20 protein-coding genes are annotated in these 22,633 nt (G+C 55.9%); 10 read left to right on the forward strand and 10 right to left on the reverse strand.

Annotation, left to right across the window (positions count from 1 at the left end; all coding sequences use genetic code 11):
• Positions 1-160 precede the first annotated feature (160 nt).
• The 3 genes from rplU to cgtA all read left to right on the forward strand — a co-directional run bounded on the left by rplU (position 161) and on the right by cgtA (position 2,193).
• Positions 161-472 (forward strand): 50S ribosomal protein L21, encoded by a 312-nt coding sequence (gene rplU / locus ABD035_RS05600; protein ID WP_025903839.1) that lies wholly within the window; start codon positions 161-163, stop codon positions 470-472.
• Between the two features lie 15 nt (positions 473-487).
• Complete coding sequence (rpmA, locus tag ABD035_RS05605) at positions 488-745, forward strand: 50S ribosomal protein L27 (protein WP_025903840.1); 258 nt, start codon at positions 488-490, stop codon at positions 743-745.
• 269 nt (positions 746-1,014) lie between these two features.
• Positions 1,015-2,193, forward strand: a complete 1,179-nt coding sequence (gene cgtA / locus ABD035_RS05610; RefSeq protein WP_025903842.1) for an Obg family GTPase CgtA — start codon at positions 1,015-1,017, stop codon at positions 2,191-2,193.
• A 68-nt stretch (positions 2,194-2,261) separates the two neighbouring features.
• On the opposite strand, the gene ABD035_RS05615 is transcribed toward cgtA, so the two are convergent.
• The 5 genes from ABD035_RS05615 to ABD035_RS05635 are packed head-to-tail and all read right to left on the reverse strand — an operon-like array spanning position 2,262 to position 7,134.
• Entirely contained in the window at positions 2,262-2,681 is a 420-nt protein-coding gene (locus ABD035_RS05615) for a hotdog fold thioesterase (protein ID WP_343868402.1), read from the reverse strand.
• A gap of 3 nt (positions 2,682-2,684) precedes the next feature.
• Positions 2,685-3,443, reverse strand: coding sequence for a 2,3-dihydro-2,3-dihydroxybenzoate dehydrogenase (gene dhbA, locus ABD035_RS05620; RefSeq protein ID WP_212714642.1), 759 nt, complete (start codon positions 3,441-3,443; stop codon positions 2,685-2,687).
• Positions 3,440-4,294, reverse strand: coding sequence for an isochorismatase family protein (locus tag ABD035_RS05625; RefSeq protein WP_212714643.1), 855 nt, complete (start codon positions 4,292-4,294; stop codon positions 3,440-3,442). The genes dhbA and ABD035_RS05625 overlap by 4 nt, the downstream gene beginning before the upstream one ends.
• A gap of 31 nt (positions 4,295-4,325) precedes the next feature.
• On the reverse strand, positions 4,326-5,936 hold the full coding sequence (locus tag ABD035_RS05630; protein WP_343868407.1) for a (2,3-dihydroxybenzoyl)adenylate synthase: 1,611 nt from the start codon (positions 5,934-5,936) through the stop codon (positions 4,326-4,328).
• A gap of 4 nt (positions 5,937-5,940) precedes the next feature.
• Positions 5,941-7,134 carry an isochorismate synthase gene (locus ABD035_RS05635; protein ID WP_343868409.1) on the reverse strand — a complete coding sequence of 398 codons (1,194 nt, stop codon included), beginning with the start codon at positions 7,132-7,134 and terminating at the stop codon, positions 5,941-5,943.
• Between the two features lie 122 nt (positions 7,135-7,256).
• On the opposite strand from ABD035_RS05635, the gene fepB reads away from it, so the two are divergent.
• From fepB to ABD035_RS05655, 4 genes are all read left to right on the forward strand, one after another.
• Positions 7,257-8,258, forward strand: a complete 1,002-nt coding sequence (gene fepB / locus ABD035_RS05640; protein WP_343868411.1) for a Fe2+-enterobactin ABC transporter substrate-binding protein — start codon at positions 7,257-7,259, stop codon at positions 8,256-8,258.
• Between the two features lie 76 nt (positions 8,259-8,334).
• A complete protein-coding gene (locus ABD035_RS05645; RefSeq protein ID WP_343868413.1) occupies positions 8,335-9,330 on the forward strand; it encodes an iron chelate uptake ABC transporter family permease subunit in 996 nt (331 codons plus the stop codon).
• Positions 9,327-10,307, forward strand: a complete 981-nt coding sequence (fepG, locus tag ABD035_RS05650; RefSeq protein WP_343868415.1) for an iron-enterobactin ABC transporter permease — start codon at positions 9,327-9,329, stop codon at positions 10,305-10,307. The genes ABD035_RS05645 and fepG overlap by 4 nt, the downstream gene beginning before the upstream one ends.
• On the forward strand, positions 10,304-11,098 hold the full coding sequence (locus ABD035_RS05655) for an ABC transporter ATP-binding protein (RefSeq protein ID WP_343868418.1): 795 nt from the start codon (positions 10,304-10,306) through the stop codon (positions 11,096-11,098). The genes fepG and ABD035_RS05655 overlap by 4 nt, the downstream gene beginning before the upstream one ends.
• Positions 11,099-11,146: 48 nt before the next feature.
• Here ABD035_RS05655 and ABD035_RS05660 read toward each other — a convergent pair whose 3' ends face one another.
• From ABD035_RS05660 to fes, 3 genes are read right to left on the reverse strand one after another with little or no spacing between them, the layout of a single operon-like run.
• Positions 11,147-15,061 carry an enterobactin synthase subunit F gene (locus ABD035_RS05660; RefSeq protein ID WP_343868420.1) on the reverse strand — a complete coding sequence of 1,305 codons (3,915 nt, stop codon included), beginning with the start codon at positions 15,059-15,061 and terminating at the stop codon, positions 11,147-11,149.
• Positions 15,054-15,275 (reverse strand): MbtH family protein, encoded by a 222-nt coding sequence (locus tag ABD035_RS05665; protein WP_343868422.1) that lies wholly within the window; start codon positions 15,273-15,275, stop codon positions 15,054-15,056. Before ABD035_RS05665 ends, ABD035_RS05660 begins: the two co-directional genes overlap by 8 nt.
• 13 nt (positions 15,276-15,288) lie before the next feature.
• Complete coding sequence (fes, locus tag ABD035_RS05670) at positions 15,289-16,530, reverse strand: enterochelin esterase (protein WP_343868424.1); 1,242 nt, start codon at positions 16,528-16,530, stop codon at positions 15,289-15,291.
• Between the two features lie 257 nt (positions 16,531-16,787).
• Between fes and ABD035_RS05675 the strand changes: the two genes are divergently transcribed.
• A complete protein-coding gene (locus ABD035_RS05675; RefSeq protein WP_343868426.1) occupies positions 16,788-19,109 on the forward strand; it encodes a TonB-dependent siderophore receptor in 2,322 nt (773 codons plus the stop codon).
• A 70-nt stretch (positions 19,110-19,179) separates the two neighbouring features.
• Here the strand turns inward: ABD035_RS05675 and dacB are convergent, their stop codons facing one another.
• Positions 19,180-20,616: a serine-type D-Ala-D-Ala carboxypeptidase gene (dacB, locus tag ABD035_RS05680; RefSeq protein ID WP_343868428.1), complete on the reverse strand. Its 1,437-nt coding sequence runs from the start codon at positions 20,614-20,616 to the stop codon at positions 19,180-19,182.
• A gap of 244 nt (positions 20,617-20,860) precedes the next feature.
• On the opposite strand from dacB, the gene greA reads away from it, so the two are divergent.
• Entirely contained in the window at positions 20,861-21,337 is a 477-nt protein-coding gene (gene greA, locus ABD035_RS05685) for a transcription elongation factor GreA (protein WP_212714655.1), read from the forward strand.
• Between the two features lie 201 nt (positions 21,338-21,538).
• Here greA and yhbY read toward each other — a convergent pair whose 3' ends face one another.
• Positions 21,539-21,832, reverse strand: coding sequence for a ribosome assembly RNA-binding protein YhbY (gene yhbY / locus ABD035_RS05690; RefSeq protein WP_212714656.1), 294 nt, complete (start codon positions 21,830-21,832; stop codon positions 21,539-21,541).
• A 125-nt stretch (positions 21,833-21,957) separates the two neighbouring features.
• On the opposite strand from yhbY, the gene rlmE reads away from it, so the two are divergent.
• On the forward strand, positions 21,958-22,587 hold the full coding sequence (gene rlmE / locus ABD035_RS05695; protein ID WP_025903859.1) for a 23S rRNA (uridine(2552)-2'-O)-methyltransferase RlmE: 630 nt from the start codon (positions 21,958-21,960) through the stop codon (positions 22,585-22,587).
• The last annotated feature ends 46 nt before the right edge of the window (positions 22,588-22,633 follow it).

Genomic DNA, 22,633 nt, shown 5'->3' on the forward strand with positions numbered 1-22,633 from the left:
TACAGGAAACACCCGGCTGTGCCCTGTGTTTTTTTTCTGCAATACAGCGCAAAGTAGGCTTGTCTTCTGTCGGATATTTGCGTAGAATTCGCGCCCTATTGTGAATATTTATAGCGCCGCCTGATTTTATCATAAGGGCTAGCGCAGAAGCGGAGTTTATATGTACGCGGTTTTCCAAAGTGGTGGTAAACAACACCGAGTAAGCGAAGGTCAGACCGTTCGCCTGGAAAAGCTTGACATCGCAACCGGTGAAACTATCGAGTTTGACCAGGTTCTGATGATTGCAAACGGCGAAGAAGTTACCATTGGTGCGCCACTGGTTTCTGGTGGTGTTATCAAAGCTGAAGTCGTTGCTCACGGTCGTGGCGAGAAAATTAAGATTGTTAAGTTTCGTCGTCGTAAACACCACCGTAAGCAGCAGGGTCACCGTCAGTGGTTCACTGATGTGAAGATCACTGGCATCAGCGCTTAATAGGAGATTTGACAAATGGCTCATAAAAAGGCTGGCGGCTCCACACGTAACGGTCGCGATTCCAATGCAAAACGTCTGGGCGTAAAACGTTTCGGCGGTGAAACTGTACTGGCTGGTAGCATCATCGTTCGTCAGCGCGGAACTAAGTTCCACGCAGGCGCTAACGTAGGTTGTGGTCGTGACCACACCCTGTTTGCTACTGCAAACGGTCAGATTAAATTCGAAGTTAAAGGTCCTGACAACCGTAAATACGTAAGCATCGTTGCTGAGTAATTATGGCAAGACCCGGACAGTCTGATGACCGTCTGACACAACGAATTAAAGCCCCGCAGCTTTTGCGGGGCTTTTTACATTCTGCTGTCATGAACGCAGAAAGCCCGCGTTTTTCAGCAGAATGCTGTACACTTGACAGAAACCTACAGAATACTGATATCACTGGTTTGAATACCGGTATTATCCGCCGCCGGTCAGCTGAGTCGACCCTGGCGGGCCCGTCTGGCAGGCTGTTGACCTGACAGGCGCAAGAGTGACGGAGAAGAAAGATGAAGTTTGTTGATGAAGCGACAATCCTGGTCGTTGCCGGTGACGGCGGTAATGGTTGCGTCAGCTTCCGCCGGGAAAAATACATTCCTAAAGGTGGCCCTGATGGCGGCGATGGCGGAGACGGCGGTGACGTCTGGCTGCTGGCCGATGAGAACCTTAACACCCTGATTGATTATCGCTTTGAAAAAGCCTTCCGCGCTGAGCGTGGCCAGAATGGCCAGAGCCGTGACTGTACCGGTAAGCGTGGTAAAGATGTCATCATCAAAGTCCCGGTCGGTACCCGTATTATCGACCAGGATACCGGGGAAACCATGGGCGATATGACCCGTCACGAACAGCGTCTGATGGTCGCTAAAGGTGGCTGGCATGGCCTGGGTAACACCCGCTTCAAATCCTCCGTTAACCGTACACCTCGTCAGAAAACGATGGGGACACCGGGTGAAAAACGTGACCTGCAGCTGGAGCTGATGCTGCTGGCCGATGTCGGGATGCTGGGCCTGCCGAATGCCGGTAAATCGACCTTCATCCGTTCGGTCTCTGCGGCGAAGCCGAAAGTGGCCGATTACCCGTTCACCACCCTGGTACCGAGCCTGGGCGTGGTACGTATGGATCACGAGCAGAGCTTTGTCGTGGCAGATATCCCGGGCCTGATCGAAGGGGCTGCCGATGGTGCCGGATTAGGGATCCGCTTCCTGAAGCACCTGGAGCGTTGCCGTGTGCTGCTGCACCTGATCGACATCGCGCCTATCGATGAATCCGATCCGGTAGAGAATGCCCGTATCATCCTCGGCGAGCTGGAAAAATACAGCGATAAACTGTACAGCAAGCCGCGCTGGCTGGTGTTCAATAAAACTGACCTGCTGGATAAAGAAGAGGCTGAAAGCCGCGCTAAAGCGATTGCAGACGCCCTGGGCTGGGACGATAAATATTATCTGATCTCTGCTGCCAGCCGTGACGGTGTGAACGCCCTGTGCTGGGATGTCATGAGCTTTATTAAAGCCAACCCGAAAGAGGCTGAGCTTGAAGAGAAGCAACCCGAGAAAGTGGAATTCATGTGGGATGACTATCACCGTGAAGCGCTGGAAAGCGGCGCGCAGGAAGTTGAAGAAGATGATGAAGACTGGGATGACTGGGACGAAGATGATGATGAAGGGGTAGAGATCATCTATCAGCGTTGATCGTCAACGATCGTCGCCTCTCTCAGGATCATAAAGCCGGGTTATCCCGGCTTTTTTATGTCTGCGATTTAGCCCTGAACGGAGACGGTGAGTCGGGCGGTACAGCATAATTTTTCCCGATCGTTACGGATCTCTGTCTGCCAGACCTGTAATTGTCCGCCGATATGCAGCGGAAAGCACTTCGCGTGTACCCACCCCTGAGAGACCGCCCGGTGATGGCTGGCGTTCACTTCGATGCCGACCACACTCTGCCCGGCCTGAGTCGCCATGTAGCCAGCGACCGACCCCATGGACTCGGCCAGAACGACCGATGCCCCGCCATGCAGCAACCCGAAGGGCTGAAGGGTGCGCTCATCGACCGGCATGCTGGCCTCCAGATGCTGTTCGCCTATCAGAGTAAAGACGATGCCCAAATGGCTGACCAGGTTTCCCTGGCCCAGCGCATTCAGTTCATCCAGCGTACAGACCCGCTTCCAGAGTTCGGCCATCCTTCAGCTCCCCAGGGTTGCGCCGCCATCCACCACAATATCCTGCAGGACCACGTGGCTTGCACGGTCAGAGGCCAGGAACAGGATAGTATCGGCAATCTCCTGCGGCTTTGCGATCTTCTTCAGCGGAATACCCAGCTTAAACTGCTCCGGGAAGCCCTCAATCGTCTGCTGTTCTGCCTGTGGTGTTTTCCAGAGGCTGCGTTGCATTTCGGTATCGGTGGAGCCAGGCGAAACGATATTACAGCGAACCCCGTACGGGGCCATTTCCAGACCGACCGTCAGGCACAGGCTACGCAATGCGGCTTTCGACGCGCCGTAAGCCGACATTCCCAGACGCGGGGCATGCGCGGCATTAGAGGCCACGGTGACAATCGCGCCGTGCTGCTGCCGGCGGAAGTGTGGCAGGGTTTGGCTGAACAGATTAAATGCACCGCCGGCATTCACGTTCAGGCACTGTTGCCAGTCTTCAAAGCTTAGTTCATCGGTGGCACCGATACGCAGGATCCCGGCGGCATTGACCAGCACATCCAGTTGTGGCTGGCGGGAAAGCAACGCCTGGCAGACCTCTTTGACCTGAACGGGATCAGCGACATCCAGTCTCTGGCAGCGAAACGGGTAGGCCTGCTCACCAAACTTAAGATCAAATGCGGTGACAATGGCCCCGGCCTGATGAAAAGCTAACGCGGTGTGATAACCGATCCCCTGGCCTGCGCCGGTCACCCACACATGTTTAGCGTGAAAGTCCTGCTGAACGGTCATGGTGTTTCACCCTGTGACAGAAGTGCCCACCAGCCATCGATAGAGGCATTTTTGGCGAGGGCCACAAAATCAATCTCCGGGAGGGCCTGACGCCAGCGGCCCGCCAGCGCCATCATGCGCACGGAGTCCAGCCCGTAGTCGATCAGGTTCTCATCATCCTCCGGAATGTCATCATCTTCCAGCAGCGGTAACACTAACGCGCGCAGCGCCGCTTTACTTTCCGGCAGGATCAGCAGATCTTCACAGCGGACAACTTTACCGCAGCGGCCGGCAGTATATTTCAGTGCCATCATATGTTCTTCACGGGTGAAATCGGCCAGCGCATCGGCCACCATAAAGGGCTTAATATCGCGCATAAAGGCATCCGTGGCGGTGGTCAGGCAGCCGATATGGGCGTACACCCCGGTAATGATCAGCTGGTCACGGCCCATTTCCTGTAACTGCTGCTCCAGCGGTGAACGCTGAAACGCACTGTACCGCCATTTGGTCAGCACAATGTCATCCGCCTCTGGCGTCAATCCGTCAACCACCTGCTGCTGTTCCGGATGACGGTTCAGCCCGGGACCCCACATATCGTTCAGTAGTGCACGATCTTTATCACTCTGCTCTGTGGGCTGTGCGGTATAAAACACCGGAATCCCCAGTGCTTTGCATTGTGTCCGCAGACGGGCGATATTCGCGATCACTTCCCTGACCAGCGAACTGTCTTCCTCCCAGAAGCGGAGAAAATAATTTTGCATATCATGAATAAGCAGGGCTGCCCGCCCGGGTTCAAAGGCCCATTTCACCTTATTATCAGGAAGTTCATCTGCTGTCGGCAGGCGATAAGATTCAGGTTGAGGGATACTCATAAGGACTCCATTTGCCGGGTCTGAACCCGGACTACTTTTGTTGTTCTGTCAGCCATTGACGTAAGGCTTTCTTATCCACTTTACCCACCGGGGTTAACGGCAGGCTATCCTGCTGAATGACCCGGTCAGGTAACTTAAATTCGGCGATGCCTTGTTCACGTAAGTGACGGCGAAGATGGGCAGGCTTAACAGGCTGGCTGACCACGATAAACGCACAGCTTTTTTCGCCCATCAGCTCATCTTCCATCGAAACCAGTGCCGCATGAATAATGTCCGGATGACGTTGCAGCAGGTTTTCTATCTCTTCGGCGGCAATTTTTTCTCCGCCACGGTTTATCTGATCTTTCTCGCGGCCCTCCACCCGAACGTTACCCTCCGCGGTGATGGCGATAAGATCTCCGGAGGCGTAGAACCCTTCTTCATCAAAGCAGGTCGCGTTATGGCCGGGATTACGATAATACCCACGGAACGTGTAAGGACCGCGGGTCATCAGGCGACCGGTGGTTCCCGCAGGGACAGGGCGGTTATGCTCATCAACCACGCGAATTTCATCATCTTCAGAGATGGGGCGCCCCTGGGTAGTGGTGATCACGTCTATCGGGTCATCCGGACGGGTGTAGTTCACCAGGCCTTCGGCCATGCCGAACACCTGCTGTAACTGACATCCAATCTCTGAGAGCACCCGTCTGGCCAGCGACTCGCTCAGTCGTGCCCCGCCGACCTGCAGCAGGATCAGGGAAGCGAGCTCGCGGGCATGACCGTTCTCTTTTATCGCCTGCAGCCACAGACTGACCGCCGGCGGGACCAGCGCGGTGACGGTGATCCGGTGGCGGGCAATCAGCGGGAAACAGAGGGTTGCGCTCGGGTCACGTGCCATGACCACCCGCCCCCCGGCATAGAATACCCCCAGGCAACCGGGGGAACTCATCGGGTAATTATGAGCAACAGGCAGCGCACAAAGGTAACGGGTATCGCGGGTAAAGCCGCAGATATCCACGCTGCCGCGAATGCTGTAGTAATAATCGTTATGTGTTCTGGGGATCAGCTTTGGCGTCCCGGTACTTCCGCCGGAGAGCTGGAAAAAAGCGACCTCATCGGCTGCCGACGGGTCAGGTGTAAAACCGGCCACCGGGGTGTTGTACAAGCCGGAAAGGCTGAGGTCACCCGGGGTCGCGTTATGCATGACGACGGTGTGGAGTGACGGGATCTGCGCTGCAAATGTCTGCAGAAACTGGTCATCGGTAAACAGGCTGTGCTGACGGTCACCAATAAGCAGGGCTGGCTCTGTCTGGCTGGCATAGGAAAGCAATTCACTTTTCTGATGGCTGAACAAGGCGTTGACCGGAGCGACCCCCAGCTTCAGTAAGGCGAAGAACACCAGATAGAATTCAGCACCGTTCCCCAGTTGTACCAGAGCGGTATCGCCCGGTTGCAGACCACGTTGTTGCAGTTGCGCGGCCAGCTGATCACTGAGGTTATCCAGTTGCTGATAAGTCAGCGTTCTTTCTCCGTCAATAATAGCGATGGACGGATTATCTTTCTGTCGCCCGCAGATATCACTGAGAGGCTTATCTATCCAATAGCCTTTACGACGATAGCGTTCTGCCAGGTCGTCCGGCCAGCGGGTATAAGGGAGCGTCATACAATTACCTTTCTGTTCTTTCAAGGCCGAAGGCGCGCAGCATCGTATTCAGTTTGATGCCGGTTTCCCGCCATTCGGAATAGGGATCGGAGGCAGGAATGATCCCTGCGCCGGCGAACAGGGTGACCGTTTTCTCTTTCACCGTGGCACAGCGGATGGTCACCACCCACTCACCGTTACCCTGATCGTCACACCAGCCCACCATGCCGCCGAACAGTTGCCGGTTAAAAGGCTCCAGCGTTTTTATCAGATCCAGAGCCTGCCGGTGAGGATAGCCACTCAGTGCCGGCGTCGGGTGCAGCAGAGCCGCCAGCGACAAGACTGATGTGTGAGGATGATGCAGGGTTCCCCGGATATCGGTCGCCAGATGCCAGAGGGTGGATGTGGTCAGCAGATGCGGGATGTCCGGTACCGAGAGGGTCTGACTGACCGGTTGCAGTGTTCTGCGCATATCATCCGTGACCAGCTGATGTTCACGGCGGTCCTTTTCCGAGTTCATCAGCTCCCGGCCCCGCAACGAATCTTCTGCCGGATCCGTTGAGCGTCCGGCAGACCCGGCTAACGGACAGGAATAAAAGTTTTCACCTTCTTTTCTGAGCAGTAACTCCGGGCTGGCACCGAGCAGGGTGGCTCCGCAGGACAACGGCAGGTGGAAGTGGTAGCTATCCGGGTTCTGACGCACAATCTGTGTCATCAGTCCGGTCATATCGATAGCATCACGACTGCAAATTTCCTGCAGGCGGGATAACACCACTTTATCTGCCTCACCGCGTTTCATCGCCTCAATGGCCCGGGACACCATCGTCATAAACGCCGGCTGATCCGGAATCAGACGGGAGCCCGTAACCTCTCCGCCGGAGAAGGCCGGGAATGTCTTCGCTGCCCTCACCAGCTGATCGCGGTCAATGAAACGGCAGCTTTCAGGAATAAAGAGTTCTGAAGGCTGACCGGGATCAAAAGGGATTGCACCGGCAATGACAGGATGCCGGATACCGGCAAGACGGGCTTCGCGAAAAGCCGTCTCTGCCTGCGCGGAAAACTGTGCGCCCGACAGGTCATTGCCGATAACAGGGGATGTCAGACGTCTGAAACAGCCATCGGTTAACAGGCTTTTCCAGCGGGAGGTAAACAGGAAACGGTCTGACAGGGAAGGAAAATCATACACAGAGGGATTTTCAAACTGTTCCATTTCTACCATAATCTAATCCTGGAATGATAAGATAATTAATAATGATTATCATTTGTATTATTCGTGTAAGCTAACCGGATCCCCGGATTGTGTCAATGGGATCGTCATTTGCAGAGGAAAATTCGCGAGCTATGCGACAGTTAATTTCCGGCAGGACCAGAAAAATCACATTAAAATCAATAACTCCGGGTTTCCTGTTGTGGGGGGCGTTACTCATACTGTTGACCGGCTTTCATGCCGTTGCCGGCGACGGGTGGCCACGGCAGGTCCACAGTGAAACCGGGACTGTGACGCTTCAGCAGCCTCCGCAACGGATAGTCTCTACCAGTGTGACCCTGACCGGCGCCTTGCTGGCGATCGATGCGCCGGTGATCGCCAGTGGTGCCGCAGCCCCGGGAGGGCGCTTTACGGATGCGGAAGGCTTTTTGCGTCAGTGGGGAGATATCGCCCGGCAGCGGCAGGTGAAACGCCTCTATATCGGGGAGCCTGACGCCGAAAGTATTGCCGGCATGGCACCGGACCTCATTGTGGTCAGTGCGACAGGCAATGACAGTGCTCTTCGTCTGGTGAGTCAGTTGCAGGCGATCGCACCGGTGCTGGTGGTCAATTATGACGATAAAAGCTGGCAACAGGTGATGACACTGCTCGGGCAGGCTACCGGACATGACGCGCTGGCGGCGAAGCGGGTGGCGGAGTTCGATCAGCGGGTAGCCCGTTTGAAACCGCAGCTGAAGTTACCGCCACAACCGGTCTCCGCAATGATCTGGAACGGTGGTGGTCGCGAAGTAAATCTCTGGACAGCGGCTTCCGCGCAGGGGGAGCTGTTGCAGACCCTTGGATTTACGCTGGCGACACCCCCGGCTGAGGTGAAAGGCAATACCAGTATGGGCCACCGTAAAGACATTATTCAGCTGTCAGGAGAAAATGTCGCCAGCGGGCTGAACGGGAAAAGCTGGTTGCTCTTCGCCGCAGGCGGGAACACCGTACCGGATGTCCTGAGCGATCGTTTCCTGTCACAGTCAGCGGCGGTACGGGACAAACAGGTTTATGCGCTGGGCAATGATAATTTCCGTCTGGATTATTACAGTGCCAGCCATCTGCTGGATACGTTGCAGACGTTATTCACTCACTGAGTTATCCGGGCCACCGCTTTCCTGCCGGTGCCCGGGGTAATGGCGGGGGTTCCCGCCGTGTAAGGTCCGGAATGTTATGCGTCAATCCTGCTTACTGATCCTTCTGGTGGGGGTCCTGCTGTTACTGGTCATGCTCAGCCTGAGTGCCGGGGCCCGGCCGGTGCCTGTCCGCGAGAGCTGGCAGGCCCTTTTTTCTCCTGAGTCCTGTCTGTCGCAGAACTGTACCCTTATCCGTTATGCCCGGTTACCGCGAACCCTTGCCGGTATTGCGGCGGGGGCTTCTCTGGGGCTGGCCGGCGCATTACTGCAGACACTGACGCGAAATCCTCTGGCCGATACCGGGATCCTGGGCATAAATTCAGGGGCATCATTTGCGATTGTCCTGGGGATGGCTTTTGCCGGTGCAGATACGCCACTGGCCTGGCTCGGGTTTGCCTTTGCGGGCGCATTGATTGCATTGCTGATCATCTCTCTGGCCGGTGCCGCCGCCGGGGGAAACATTAATCCGTTACGTCTCACCCTGGCAGGGGTGGCGCTGGCCGCGGTACTGGAAGGCATGACGAACGGTCTGTCGCTGATGAACCCGGATATCTATGATCACCTTCGCTTCTGGCTCAGTGGTTCGCTGGATATTCGCCAGTTTACCTCGTTACTTATTCTCAGCCCGGCGATGATCACGGGGGGAGTGCTGGCTCTTCTGCTGGCCCGCTCTCTGAATAATATCAGCATGGGCGGGGAGGTTGCGGTAACACTCGGGACCCGGGTGGTACGGACGCGGATCCTCGGGCTGATCTCGGTGGCATTACTGGCCGGGGCAGCCACGGCACTCACCGGGCCTATCGCCTTTATCGGGCTGATGGCCCCTCATCTGAGCCGCTTCCTGGCGGGGGCCGATCACCGGCGAATGCTCCCGGTGACGCTGCTGCTGACTCCCTGCCTGTTACTGATGGCCGATATTGCCGGGCGCTTCCTGGCGGCCGGTGAACTGCGGGTTTCTATTGTTACCGGCTTTATTGGCGCACCGGTACTGATTTTTCTGGTCCGGAGACAGTCTCAGGGAGCGATATTATGAACCGGCAACTCACGGGCGGGCTGTTGTTAATCGCAGTGCTGGTGACGGTCAGTTTTCTTGCCCTGACGCAGGGGGCGTTTACGCTCAGTGCCGGGCAATTCGGGCAAGTCCTGTTGGGGAAAGCGCCGAAGGCTATGACGATGGTGGTACTGGACTGGCGTTTACCGCGGGTGTGTGCCGCCATGGTGACCGGTGCGGCGCTGGCGCTGAGCGGCGCTATCTTTCAGTCACTCCTGCGTAACCCGCTGGGGAGTCCGGATGTGCTTGGCTTTAATACCGGCGCGTTTTCTGCGGTGTTACTGATGATGGTTTTCCTGCCGGGGGAGCCCGCATTACTGGCGCTGGCAGCACTGGCCGGAGGGTTACTCACCGCGCTGATGGTCTGGTTGTTTGCCTGGCGTAACGGCATTAATACCTTCCGGCTTATCCTGGTGGGTATCGGGATCCGCGCGTTACTGATGTCGCTGAATAGCTGGATAGTCACTACCACCTCGCTGGATACGGCGTTATCGGCCGGGCTATGGAGTGCCGGATCCCTGAATGGCGTCAGCTGGCAGGGGTTGCTGCCGGTAGCGGGGGTGCTGATCCCGGTTGCCGTGATTGCAGGGCTGATGGCACGCAGGATGCGTCTGCTGGAGATGGGCGATGAGATGGCTGTCGCGCTGGGCGTTCCCGCCGAACGCAGCCGGATGATTTTACTGATACTGGGCGTTATCCTGACGGCGGTGTGTACTGCCTTAATCGGGCCGGTGTCCTTTATTGCGCTGGTGGCACCGCAGATTGCGGCCCGCTTTACCTCCGGACGTCGCGACTCGCTGGCCCTCAGTATGCTGTGTGGTGCCGCCCTGATGCTGACCGCGGATTATCTGGCGACTCATCTGTTTGGTGTTTATCAGTTACCGGTGGGGGTCGTCACTGTCTGCCTGGGGGGCATCTACTTAATGAGTTTACTGATCCGGGAGACGCGCTATCGATGAATAAACTCACTTCCCCGCTGGCAGGCGAACACCTGACGGTGGGATATGACAAAAAAATAATTATCCGTGATCTGTCGGTCGCGATACCGGCCGGAGAAATTACGGTGATCATCGGGCCGAATGCCTGCGGAAAGTCGACGCTGCTGAAAACACTGAGCCGGCTGATCACACCGGTGGCAGGGAAGGTGTTGCTGAACGGTAAAGATATCAAAATGTATCCGACCAAAGAGACGGCCCGCCACTTAGGATTACTGCCTCAGTCACCGACGGCGCCCGCCGGCATCACGGTTCGCGAGCTGGTTTTCCGCGGACGTTATCCGTACCAGACATTGTTTAACCGGCCAGATGCGCAGGACCAGGAGGCCGTAACGCGTGCGATGCAGGCGACCCGTGTCGATCATCTGGCCTGCCAGGCGGTCGATACCCTTTCCGGCGGACAGCGTCAGCGGGTATGGATTGCGATGGTGCTGGCTCAGGAAACACCGTTGTTACTTCTGGATGAACCGACGACCTGGCTGGATATCACCCATCAGATCGAGCTGATGGAACTGATGCGCGACCTGAACCGCCAGCATGGCAGAACGCTGGTGGTGGTCTTGCATGAGCTTAATCATGCCTGCCGTTATGCGACTCATCTGATAGCGATGCGTGACGGGCAGATAGTGGCGCAGGGTAAACCGTCGGAGATTGTGACCCCGGCACTGATCGAACAGGTCTATGGTCTGAACGCGATGATTATCAGCGACCCGGTCGCAGGAACCCCGATGGTGATCCCCCTCGGAAGAGAGTGAACGTGACGCCGGCGGTCTTTACAGATCCCCGCCGACGTCACAGAACCGCTAGCGCAGGGCCGCTGACAATAGTCTGTCGAGTTCCGGCCCTATCTGTGCAAATACCTCTTCCGCAAATATTTCTGCGTGTGCACACTGGATGGGGATAATTTCCGTCCGGGCGATGTAGGGCGCCCAGCATGGGCCGGCTTCCATCCCCGGCTGTCGGGTTTTTTCCGCGACAAACAGCGTGGCTTTCCCGCCGAAACGGGCGCTGGTGGCCGTCCCCAGCAGCCTGACCGCACTGGCATAGTTAGCGCTGATGGTATCAAACATCACCGACATATCTTCGCCGGCCTGGTTCCGCTGGCTGGCCATAAAGGCTTCCCGCTCCCGGTCCACTTCGGCCAGCACGGCCGGGTCCGGCAGATTTTCACCCTGCCGCTGATCCCAGCGTTGTGTTTCCGGTGGCCAGGTATCGAGTAACCCGAGGAATGCCACCTCTTCACCGGCAGTCTCCAGGCGTGCCGCGATCCCTTGCGCCAGTGTTCCCCCGAGGGAGTAGCCGGTGAGGTAGTAGGGGCCGTGGGGCTGATGCTCACGCAGTCGCTGCAGATGGTCATCACAGAGTTCATTAATGTCGCGGCTGCGGTTGAGGATCCCGTCGGCAGAAGGTGACTGGATCCCGGTGACTGACCAGCGCGGGTCCAGATAACGTCGCAGCACACTGAACTGCCAGGCAAAGCCGGAGGCCGGATGGAAGCAGAACAATGTCGGGCCGGTGCTCTGACGCAGTGGCAGCAGAGGTTCATAACCGGCACGGCGGGCTGCATCCTCTGACGGTTCACTGAGCAGAGCCGCCAGTTTCTCCACACTCGGGGCCACCATAATCTGACCGACCGTGACCGGACGTTGCAGCCTCTGACGCAGCCGGGCAGCAAGGCGCATGGCCAGCAGAGAATGGCCGCCCAGCGCAAAGAAATCATCGCCGGCAGAGACACTGTCGCAATTCAGCAGTGCAGCGAACTCTGTCGCCAGCTCGCTTTCCAGTCCGGGGGAAGGGGCACGCTGAACCGTATCCCGATGTACCGAGGGCAGAGGCAGGGCTTTACGATCCAGCTTGCCGTTAGGGCTCAGCGGAAAGGCATCGACCTGCATAATCGCCACCGGTACCATCGGCGGCGGCAGGCAGGCTTGCAGGGCTGTCAGTAGCTGCCCGCTGTTTACCGGCTCCGGGCTGATTACATAGGCGATCAGCTGACGAGAGTCTTCCCATCCTTCGCTATGCGAGCCTAAGGTTCTTGCCAGCGTTACCGCCTGATGGATGCCTGGTAACTGTTGCAGCTGATGATCAATTTCTGTCAGTTCAATACGCTGACCGCGGATTTTCAGTTGGTCATCATTACGGCCCAGATATTCGATGGCACCGTTTTCCAGACGACGTACCACATCCCCGGTCCGGTACATCCGCTCACCCCCGCCTACGGGCAACGCCACAAAGCGGGAGGCGGTCAGCCCCGGTCGGCCCAGATAGCCTTTCGCCAGCTGTATCCCACTGAGCCACAGCTCCCCGGCCACACCGGCAGGCAGAGATCGGAAACGGTTATCGAGGACATGTAACCCGGTGTTCCAGACCGGATAACCGATCGGCACGCTGTTACCGGTGACGGCGGCTAATGCCGGGCCGAAGGCCGGATAGCTGCTGACATCCACGGCCGCTTCTGTCGGTCCATAGAGATTATGCAGAGGCGCACCACAGGCAGACTCCCACTGACGAGCCAGTGCCGTCGGCAGGGCCTCACCGCTGCAAAATACCCGTAGTAGCTGCTTTCCGACGCGACGTGCGCTGTCAGCGCAGAGGGCTGAGACAAAGGCCGATAACATCGACGGAACAAAATGCACGGTGGTGATGCGGTAATTGAGCATCAGCTGCAGCAGAATATCCGGTTCACGGTGGGCCTCCGGAGGCGCCATCATCAGGCTGGCCCCGGTGATCAGTGGCCAGAAAAACTCCCAGACAGAAACATCAAAGCTGGCCGGCGTTTTCTGTAACACCACATCCTCTGCCGTGAGCGGATAACTGTCCTGCATCCACAGTAAGCGGTTAACGATGGCCTGATGCCCGACCAGCACCCCTTTCGGGCGACCGGTCGACCCCGAGGTATAGATCAGGTAGGCACCGTCCTGCGGGGCGGGCGGCTCAAACGAGATATCCGGGGCCGGTTCCGGTAGCAGCGACTGATAATAACAGGCCGGGACGGTACTGAGCTGGCGGAAACGCTCAGCCAGTTCATGGCCGGTGATCAGTAAGGCCGGAGCGGCATCTTCCAGCATAAATTGCAGACGTTCATCCGGATACCCGGTATCCAGAGGCAGCCAGACGGCACCGACGCAGACGATCGCCTGCAATGCCAGCGAAAGGAAAACGGAGCGAGGCAGAGCCACCGCAACAATATCCCCGCGCCTGACTCCGGCATCCTTCAACTGTTGGGCCAGAGCGAGTACCTGCTGGTACATCTCCCGGTAGGTTAATGTGTGATGAATATCTGCCAGCGCCACGGCTTCCGGGGTACGCCGGGCCTGCTGGCTGAGCAGGCTGAATAGCGTGTCCGGCGCTAACGGAACCTGTGTATGGTTGAGTTCATTGATCTGCCGGGTCTCATCTTCCGTCAGCAGCCCGGCATCGCCGCACTTCAGTCCGGGGGTTTCCCCGAAACGGGCCGCCAGCAGTGGCAGACGTTGCAGATAGCCTGCCAGTTGCTGCGGCGTATAACGTTCGGCGTTAGCCAGCAGTTCGATGGTCAGATCCCCGTCCTCGCCGGGATAGAGCGCAATTTCAAGATCACGGACCGGCCCCGATGCCAGATGCTCTGTTTCTGCGATCACGCCGTCGAAATCCAGACGGTAGTCAAACATTTTAACGTTGAGCACCGGCCCGTACAGGGGATGGTGATCGGCATTCAGCCCGGCATCCCGCATAATCTGCTCAGCATTGAAACGCTGATGCCGGCGATTTTTTTTGATTTCCGCGGCCAGCCGGGACGCCAGCGCCGGCAGGGTCAGATCCGGATCATAATCGACGGTCATCGGTAACACATTAATGACCGGGCCGGTAGCACACAGAGCGGCTGAACCCAGACGGCGCATAAAGATAAATCCGGCGCTGAACGGCTGCTGTCCTGTCAGCCGGGCCAGCCACAGTGAGACCAGGGCGATAGCACCATCGGTCAGCGTTAACCCGTGGGCGGTAAACTGTTCCGTCAGGGGCTGTAATCCGGCGGCCGGCAGTTGCAGTTGCTGACGTATCAGCCGGACCCCCGGGACCTGCCCGGCGAGCGCCTGTTCCGACAACGTCACCGGGGACGGCAGTGAGGCCAGTTTTTCCTGCCAGTACCGGCTGTCACGCTGCCACGCGGAGGACTGCTGGTAATGCAGGTATTCGTCGACGACCGCTGAAAACGGTGTAAACGGGGACGGGGCTGCCGGGGTTTGCTGCATCCTTGCGGTATAAATTCCGGCGATATGTCGGGTGAGTGCCGCGAAACTAAAACCATCCACGGCAATATGATGATAACGCTGGTACCAGAGCCAGTGAGTATCACCAATCTGCAATAACAGATGCCGGTACAGGGGCTCTGCGGAGGTAATACGCAAGTCGCTGTCGAGATCACGACGTATATAGTCTTCAGCGGCTGACCGGGGGTCTGCTTCCTGCCGTAAATCATAATATTCCGGGACGATGACCGGCAGCGGACCGGGAATTTGTACGGCTTCACCGTCCTGCTCTTCATAGCGCATCCGGAGCGTATCGGCGCCGGCCATAGCGCTGATAATGGCAGCACTCAGCACCGGCTGAGAAATTTCGCCGGGAATATCGATCAGGTGGGCAACGGCGTAGGCATTGCGGTGAGGAGAAAGCTGATCGGCCAGCCAGATCCCTGGCTGAGCCGCCACCAGCGGTAACGCATTCTGTTTATCAGTCATGGGAGTTTCCCCGGGCAGTGAGTGGCGCGGGACGAAGCGTGTCCCCGTTATCGTCCAGCCAGAGCAGACACTGTTCCAGCGTGTCCGGGCCCGCGACCAGCTCCCAGCCTGCCGGGATTTCCATCAGGCCGGGCCACACGCTGTACTGCTGCTGATGGTTTTTTAAAACGCAGGTCGTTGCCTCTGGTTGATCAAAGGGATGCAGATGATTCACGTCAGGCTCCTTATTATTCGCTCGCAGGAAAGGGGGATAGGACACCGGGGCCGAGCAACGCCTGTAATCCGCTCAGCAACCCTCCGCGCCAGCACAACGCATCGTGTCCGCCCTCAACCTCTGTCAGGGTTGCCTCAATATTCCGGCGTTGTAATGCGTGGAAAAGCTCATTACCCGCCTGACAAACCACCGGTTCACGGCGGCCCGCTTCGAGATAGATTTTTCGCGGGTCAGCGGAGAAATGGCCTTCGTCCAGCTCGCGAGTCAGAACTCCCCGCGAACCTCCCCGTTGCGGCCACCAGAATGACCCGGACAGGCTGATGGCGTTGCCGAAAACGTCCGGCCAGTTAAGCGTGGCATAGACCGCGGCAAGACCACCGAAACTCTCTCCGGCAACCAGGGTACGGGCGGCATCATGCTGCCAGCCGGTCTGCCGGGAAATCAGCGGTAAAAGCTCCTGCTGCACCGCTAACCAGAAATCTTCATTGCAGGGCAGTTCATGGCTGCGGTGCTGGCGATCGATGGTATCTATCATGACGTAGATAGCTGGCGGCAGTTTTTGCCTGTCGGTCAGGGATTGCAGCGGGGCTGCTATCGGCATTTGCTCAGCCCAGAACTGCCCGTCGAGCAGTAAGACCAGCGGGCGGTCCGGGGCTTCAGTCTGGCCTGTCTCGCAGAGCCAGAGAGAGCGTTGATTATTCAGTCGCTGACTGTGCCACTGTAAGCGGCTGATGTTCAGGGGTAAGGCGTGCCCCTGATCCAGCGGAGCCCAGTCGGCCTGGCACGGAGCTTCCGGCATATGCAGCGGAGACACTGACATTCCCCGTCCACCCTGCCAGGGGCGCAGCGGATTCAGCGGATCATGGCCGGCGATGGCAAACTTTTCACGCCACCAATCCTTGCGCTGACTAAGGTCGGTTAACCTCTCCGGCGATTCGGCAGACGTATCCGGGATCAGGCAATAGCTTCCGCGCCAGTCGGCCGGCAGTTCGGTCTGCCAGTACCAGACATCACTGCCGGGGACCCGTTGTAAGGAGCGGGGAGGTGCCGGCTGATGATGGTCGGTAATGCCGGTGATATTAATCCAGACATGCTGAAAGGCTGACGTTTCCTCAGTGCCCTGCGGGTCCCGCCATAGAAAGGTGACCCGGCAGAGCGAATTTTCCAATTGCTCAATAAAGGGTAATCCTCGTTGCTGTTGTTGTTGCCACCAGGCATCAGTTCCGGGAGAGACAAACCATTCAGGGATCACCATCAACACCGTGTTCAGTTCAATAAAGGGTAATAGTATTGATAATACTATTGATAATTATTTCCATTTGCAATAGTCTGTTTCACCGCCTGCCGTTGTCGTATTGATCAACTGCTCATTGCCTCTGAACCTTCTTCAGACGCACAGACCGCAAGCCGTTGTCCGTCAGACTGCAGCTAAAAAAACAGTGTAAAAACAGTGGCTCAATAACAGGATCCTCGCCATCACATTCTCTGTGGCAGAGGACCAGGATCCTCATAATGAAAAAATTATCCCGACTTTCAACTGCGATTTGTCTTGAACTGGGCGCCAGCGCCTTCTTTATTTCTTTTCAGGTGATGGCAGCAGAGACACCCTCTGTGACAACGCCCCCGGCCAGCCAGCAGCAAACCAGCGGCAAGGCGGAAGACAGTACGACGCAGGCAGAGAGCGGCACACTTCTTGTGACCGCCAGACAACAAAATTTACAGGCACCCGGGGTGTCGACCATTACGTCGGATGAAATCCGTAAACATCCGCCAGCCCGCGACGTGTCCGAAATTATCCGTACTATGCCGGGCGTCAACCTGACCGGAAATTCCACCAGTGGTCAGCGCGGAAATAACCGGCAGATCGATATCCGCGGGATGGGCCCGGAAAATACCCTGATCCTGATCGACGGTAAGCCGGTGTCCAGCCGTAACTCCATCCGTTTCGGCTGGCGGGGTGAGCGTGATACCCGTGGGGATACTAACTGGGTCCCGCCGGAGATGATCGAGCGTATCGAAGTGATCCGCGGCCCTGCCGCTGTCCGTTACGGTAATGGGGCGATGGGCGGGGTGGTTAATATCATCACTAAACAGGCGACCAGTCAGTGGCATGGTTCCTGGAACACCTATCTGAATGCGCCGCAGCATAAAGCGGAAGGTTCCACCAAACGTACGAACTTCAGCCTGATGGGGCCGGTATCTGACAGCCTGACACTCAGTATCTGGGGCAACCTGGATAAAACCCAGGCAGATGCTTATGACATCAATAAAGATCACGCGGCGGAGCGAACCGGTTCTTATGCCGGCAGCTACCCGGCCGGCCGGGAAGGTGTGATCAATAAAGATCTGCACGGTAAGCTGAACTGGGAGTTTGCCCATAACCAGCACCTGGAATTTGAAGCAGGCACCAGCCGGCAGGGGAACCTGTATGCCGGTGATACGCAGAATACCAATACCTCGGCCTACGTGAAGTCTAAATACGGTGACGAAACCAACCGTATTTACCGTCAGAACTATGCGCTGACATGGACCGGGGTCTGGGATAACGGCGTCAGCACCAATACTTACGCCCAGTACGAAAGAACCCGTAACTCCAGGATCACCGAAGGCCTGGCCGGCGGTACCGAGGGTATCTTTAATACTAACGCCGGGTTCTCGGATATCGATTTAAGCGATGTCCTGTTACACAGCGAAGTCAGTATCCCGTTTACGGCGCTGGTTAACCAGAACCTGACGCTGGGGACGGAGTGGAATCAGCAAAAAATGAAGGACGGGGTGTCCACCAGTCAGGCACTGACCGGCACCAATACCGGGGGCGCCATCGATGGCACAGATACCGGCACACGTAATCCCTATACCAGTGCGCAGATCTTCTCCCTGTTTGCCGAAGACAACATGGACCTTACCGACAGTACCGTCCTGACGCCGGCATTACGTTTTGATCATCATTCCATTTCCGGTACTAACTGGAGTCCGTCGCTCAACCTGTCACAGAATCTGACCGACAATATTACCCTGAAAATGGGCATCGGACGGGCCTATAAAGCCCCTAACCTGTACCAGACCGATCCAAACTATATTCTGTACAGTAAAGGACAGGGATGCTATGGCTCCTCTGCGTCGGGTTGTTACCTGATGGGTAACGATAACCTGAAAGCTGAGACCAGTATCAACAAAGAAATTGGTCTGGAATATAAAGATGATTCCGGCCTGCAGGCCGGTGTGACCTGGTTCCGTAATGACTACCGCAATAAAATCGAAGCCGGCTATAGCCCGCTCAGTACCAACAGTTCGGGTACCCGTATTTATCAGTGGGAGAATGTCCCGAAAGCGGTGGTCGAAGGACTGGAAGGCACGTTGAATATCCCGGTTACCGACACGGTGAGCTGGAATAACAACATGACCTGGATGCTGCAGAGTAAGAACAAAACGACCGGTGATCGCTTATCGATCATTCCGCAGTTTACGCTGAACTCCGGCGTCAGCTGGCAGGCACGTGATGATTTATCTCTGCAGACCACGCTGACCTGGTATGGCCGTCAGAAACCAAAACGTCTGGATTACCAGGGGAATGTCGTGAGCTATCCGGATACCCGTGAGGTGAGTCCGTACAGCATTATCGGGGCCAGTGCGACCTGGGATGCGACCAAAAATGTCAGCCTGACGGCCGGGATTGATAACCTGTTTGATAAGCGTCACTTCCGTGAAGGTAACTCCCAGTCTACCGGAACGATCAACGGGGCAGGGGTCAGCAGTTATCTCTACGGTGCGGGGGCCAATACCTATAATGAATCAGGCAGAACCTTCTATATGAGTCTGAATACTCACTTCTGATCCTGTACTGATAATGCATCACCCATAAAAAAGCCGCTTTCATCACTGAAAGCGGCTTTTTCTTTGCCCGTCAGTATTGCTGATATAAATCGCGATACAGACGGCTTTCAAACCGTACCAGCGGGGCACGGCGGGTTCGCTGGTCCTGAGGCGGGACTGCGTAACCGGAAAGATACTGCACAAAGGCGACCCGGGTACCGCTGGCGGTAGTCAGGAATCCGGCCAGGTTGTAAACCCCCTGCAGTGAACCGGTTTTCGCAGACAGCTTACCGTCGACACCGGCTTCATGCAGCCCCCCACGATACTGCAGTGTGCCGTCATGGCCGGACAGGGGAAGCATACTGATAAAGTCCAGAGTGCTGTCATTCTTGCCGATATATTGCAGCGCCTGCATCATCGTCGCCGGAGACACCAGGTCATGACGTGATAATCCTGACCCATCCATCTGCACGGTATTACCTAAATCAATGCCCGCTTTTTCTCTCAGAATGCGTCTGACCGCATCCGAACCGGCACGGTACGTCCCCGGGACATTGAAATAGTGGTGGCCGATGGTACGGAAAATGGTATCCGCGTACATGTTATCGGACACCTTCAGCATATGATGCAGAAGATCGTGCAGAGGTGCCGAGTCATGGCTGGCCAGCAGCGTCGCCGGAGGTGTCGGCTGTGTGCGGCGCAGCAGATGGCCGGAATAGTCGATATCTGCCTGGTGTAATTCATCACGCAGGATCTCACCGGCCCAGGCCGCGCCGTTCTGCACGGCAAACGCTAACGGCAGCGGGTCAGCCCGTTTACGCAGACATCCGGTCAGGGTGTAGCGGTTCAGTTCGCCCGGTACCACATCCAGCTCGCAATACTGGCCTTCACCGGAGTCAGGGGCAATCGTGCGTACTTCGCTGAACATATGCGCAGGATAATAAGACGCGATACGGATATACGCATTTTTGCCCGGGGTATCGGCGCTGTACAGCGCGACCGAGAAGCAGTTTTTATCGATGATCGCGGCGCCCGGCGGGGCATCGAAGCATTGAGTCAGATCATTCCAGGGCCAGCCCGGAGCAGCATCATGGCTGGCAAACACCGAAGTATCGATCACCAGGTTGCCATCGATATGGGTAATGCCCTGTTTTTTCAGACTACTGACCATGGCCCGCAGATCCTGGCGGGTAAAACTCGGGTCGCCGGCAAACCGGGCCACCAGGTCCCCTTGTAATGTTCCGTTACTGATTTTCCCGGAGGTTTCAAACATGGTTTGAAATCTGAAATCTTTGCCGAGCTCCAGTAACGCGCTCAGCGCCGTAAAAATTTTCATGGTACTGGCTGGCAGAGCCATTTGCTCACCATGATAGTTGACCAAAGGTTCCTGCGAGCCGACTTTTTCTGCCAGAAATGCCAGACTGGTTCCGGTCGGCAAATATTGTGTATATTGCTCTACAGGAATAGCCGCCTGGGCCTGCAGAGTAAAAGCGAGAGTCAATCCTGATATAAGTCGTAAAAATCGCATAATCTCGGGCTAAGTAACGGAGGAAGTCGCAATACTACGTCCCCTTATAGGGCAAAGTAAACGATGACCCATAGGGAACTCCGGGGTAAAATACGTATCAAAATGAAAAACTGATCCTTGTCTGTGGTGGATATTGCCCCGGACAGGGTTGTTTTATTCCTAAATTAACGCGTTGCAGAACGTTGTTTTCTGCAGTCATCAGTCAGGATGACACTTCTACACATAAGAGAATGAGGAGTTTAAGATGAGTCAGGTTCCTATGACGCTGCGTGGGGCTGAGAAACTGCGTAAAGAACTGGAAGAACTAAAAACAGTTAAACGTCCGCGGATCATTGCCTCAATCGCGGAAGCCCGTGAACACGGGGATTTAAAAGAAAATGCCGAATATCATGCCGCCCGTGAAGAGCAGGGATTTTGTGAAGGACGCATTCAGGAAATCGAAGCGAAATTATCGAACGCACAGATCATCGATGTGACCAAAATGCCGGCCACAGGACGGGTCATCTTTGGTTCCACAGTCACCGTTTATAACACCGCGACCGATGAAGAATCGACTTACCGTATCGTGGGTGATGATGAAGCGGATTTTAAGCAAAATCTGATTTCTGTAAATTCACCGATGGCACGTGGTTTGATTGCAAAACAGGCAGATGATGTTGCCATTATCAAAACGCCGGGCGGGGATGTGGAATATGAGATCCTGCGGGTGGAATACCTGTAATCTCTTGCTACGCTTAAATAACTCCCGATGATTCCTTCAGGCATCTCAGGCAGTCATTGCCGTGAAATCTGAGCGTTAAAGCGACACCGGTACCCCGGGCGTGGTAACATAAGCCGTTCTTCAGGAATGTAAAGAACAGAAAAGGCCGCGGTGCGGCCTTTTCACCCACACCGGAGCGTGGCAATTTCTTTGGCACCGGAATCAGCGCGGCAGAGAAATTTTGTTTTCTTTAGAACGGCGATACAGCACCAGTATTTTGCCGATAACCTGAACTTCACAGGCTTTGGTCTCACGGACGATTGCGCTAACAATTAAATTTTTGGTTTCGCGATCTTCGCCGGCAATTTTCACCTTGATGAGCTCATGGTGTTCCAGTGCATTTTCGATTTCCGCCAGAACACCTTCAGTCAGGCCGTTGTTACCTAACATGACAACCGGTTTCAGGGGATGGGCCAGACCTTTGAGGTGCTGTTTTTGTTTGGTGCTTAGATTCATCGTATTATTTACTTACTCAGGGATTGAAAACGGGTCATTCTACCGCCATCTCTGGGTTATCGCCAAATCAACGCGACATTTACGTGATGTTTTATCGCGAGGATGTGGAATTAGTTGGAAAAATTATGACCGGTAAGAAGCGTTCAGCCAGTTCAAGTCGCTGGCTTCAGGAACACTTTAGCGATAAGTATGTGCAACAGGCACAAAAAAAAGGGTTGCGCTCGCGCGCCTGGTTTAAACTTGATGAAATTCAGCAGGGTGACAAATTATTTAAACCCGGCATGACAATCGTCGATCTGGGGGCAGCTCCCGGCGGCTGGTCCCAATATGCAGTACAGCAAATCGGATCGAAAGGACGCATTATTGCTTGCGACCTGCTACCGATGGACCCTATTGTAGGCGTTGACTTCCTTCAGGGGGATTTCCGTGATGAAGCTGTCCTTGCGGCATTGCTTGAACGGGTCGGTGATAATAAAGTTCAGGTCGTCATGTCTGATATGGCACCGAATATGAGTGGTACCCCGGCGGTGGATATTCCACGTTCGATGTATCTGGTAGAACTGGCGTTAGATATGTGTCGGGATATTCTGGCGCCGGGTGGTAGTTTTGTAGTGAAAGTGTTTCAGGGAGATGGCTTCGAAGAATACCTGCGGGAAATTCGCTCCCTGTTTACGAAAGTGAAAATTCGGAAGCCTGACGCTTCACGTTCACGTTCACGTGAAGTGTACATTGTAGCGACTGGGCGCAAACTATAGTACCCTACGCTGTCTGTTAACATCGTTGTAATATGAGGTTAATCCC

The organism is Tatumella terrea (assembly GCF_039523755.1).
Classification (GTDB): domain Bacteria; phylum Pseudomonadota; class Gammaproteobacteria; order Enterobacterales; family Enterobacteriaceae; genus Tatumella; species Tatumella terrea.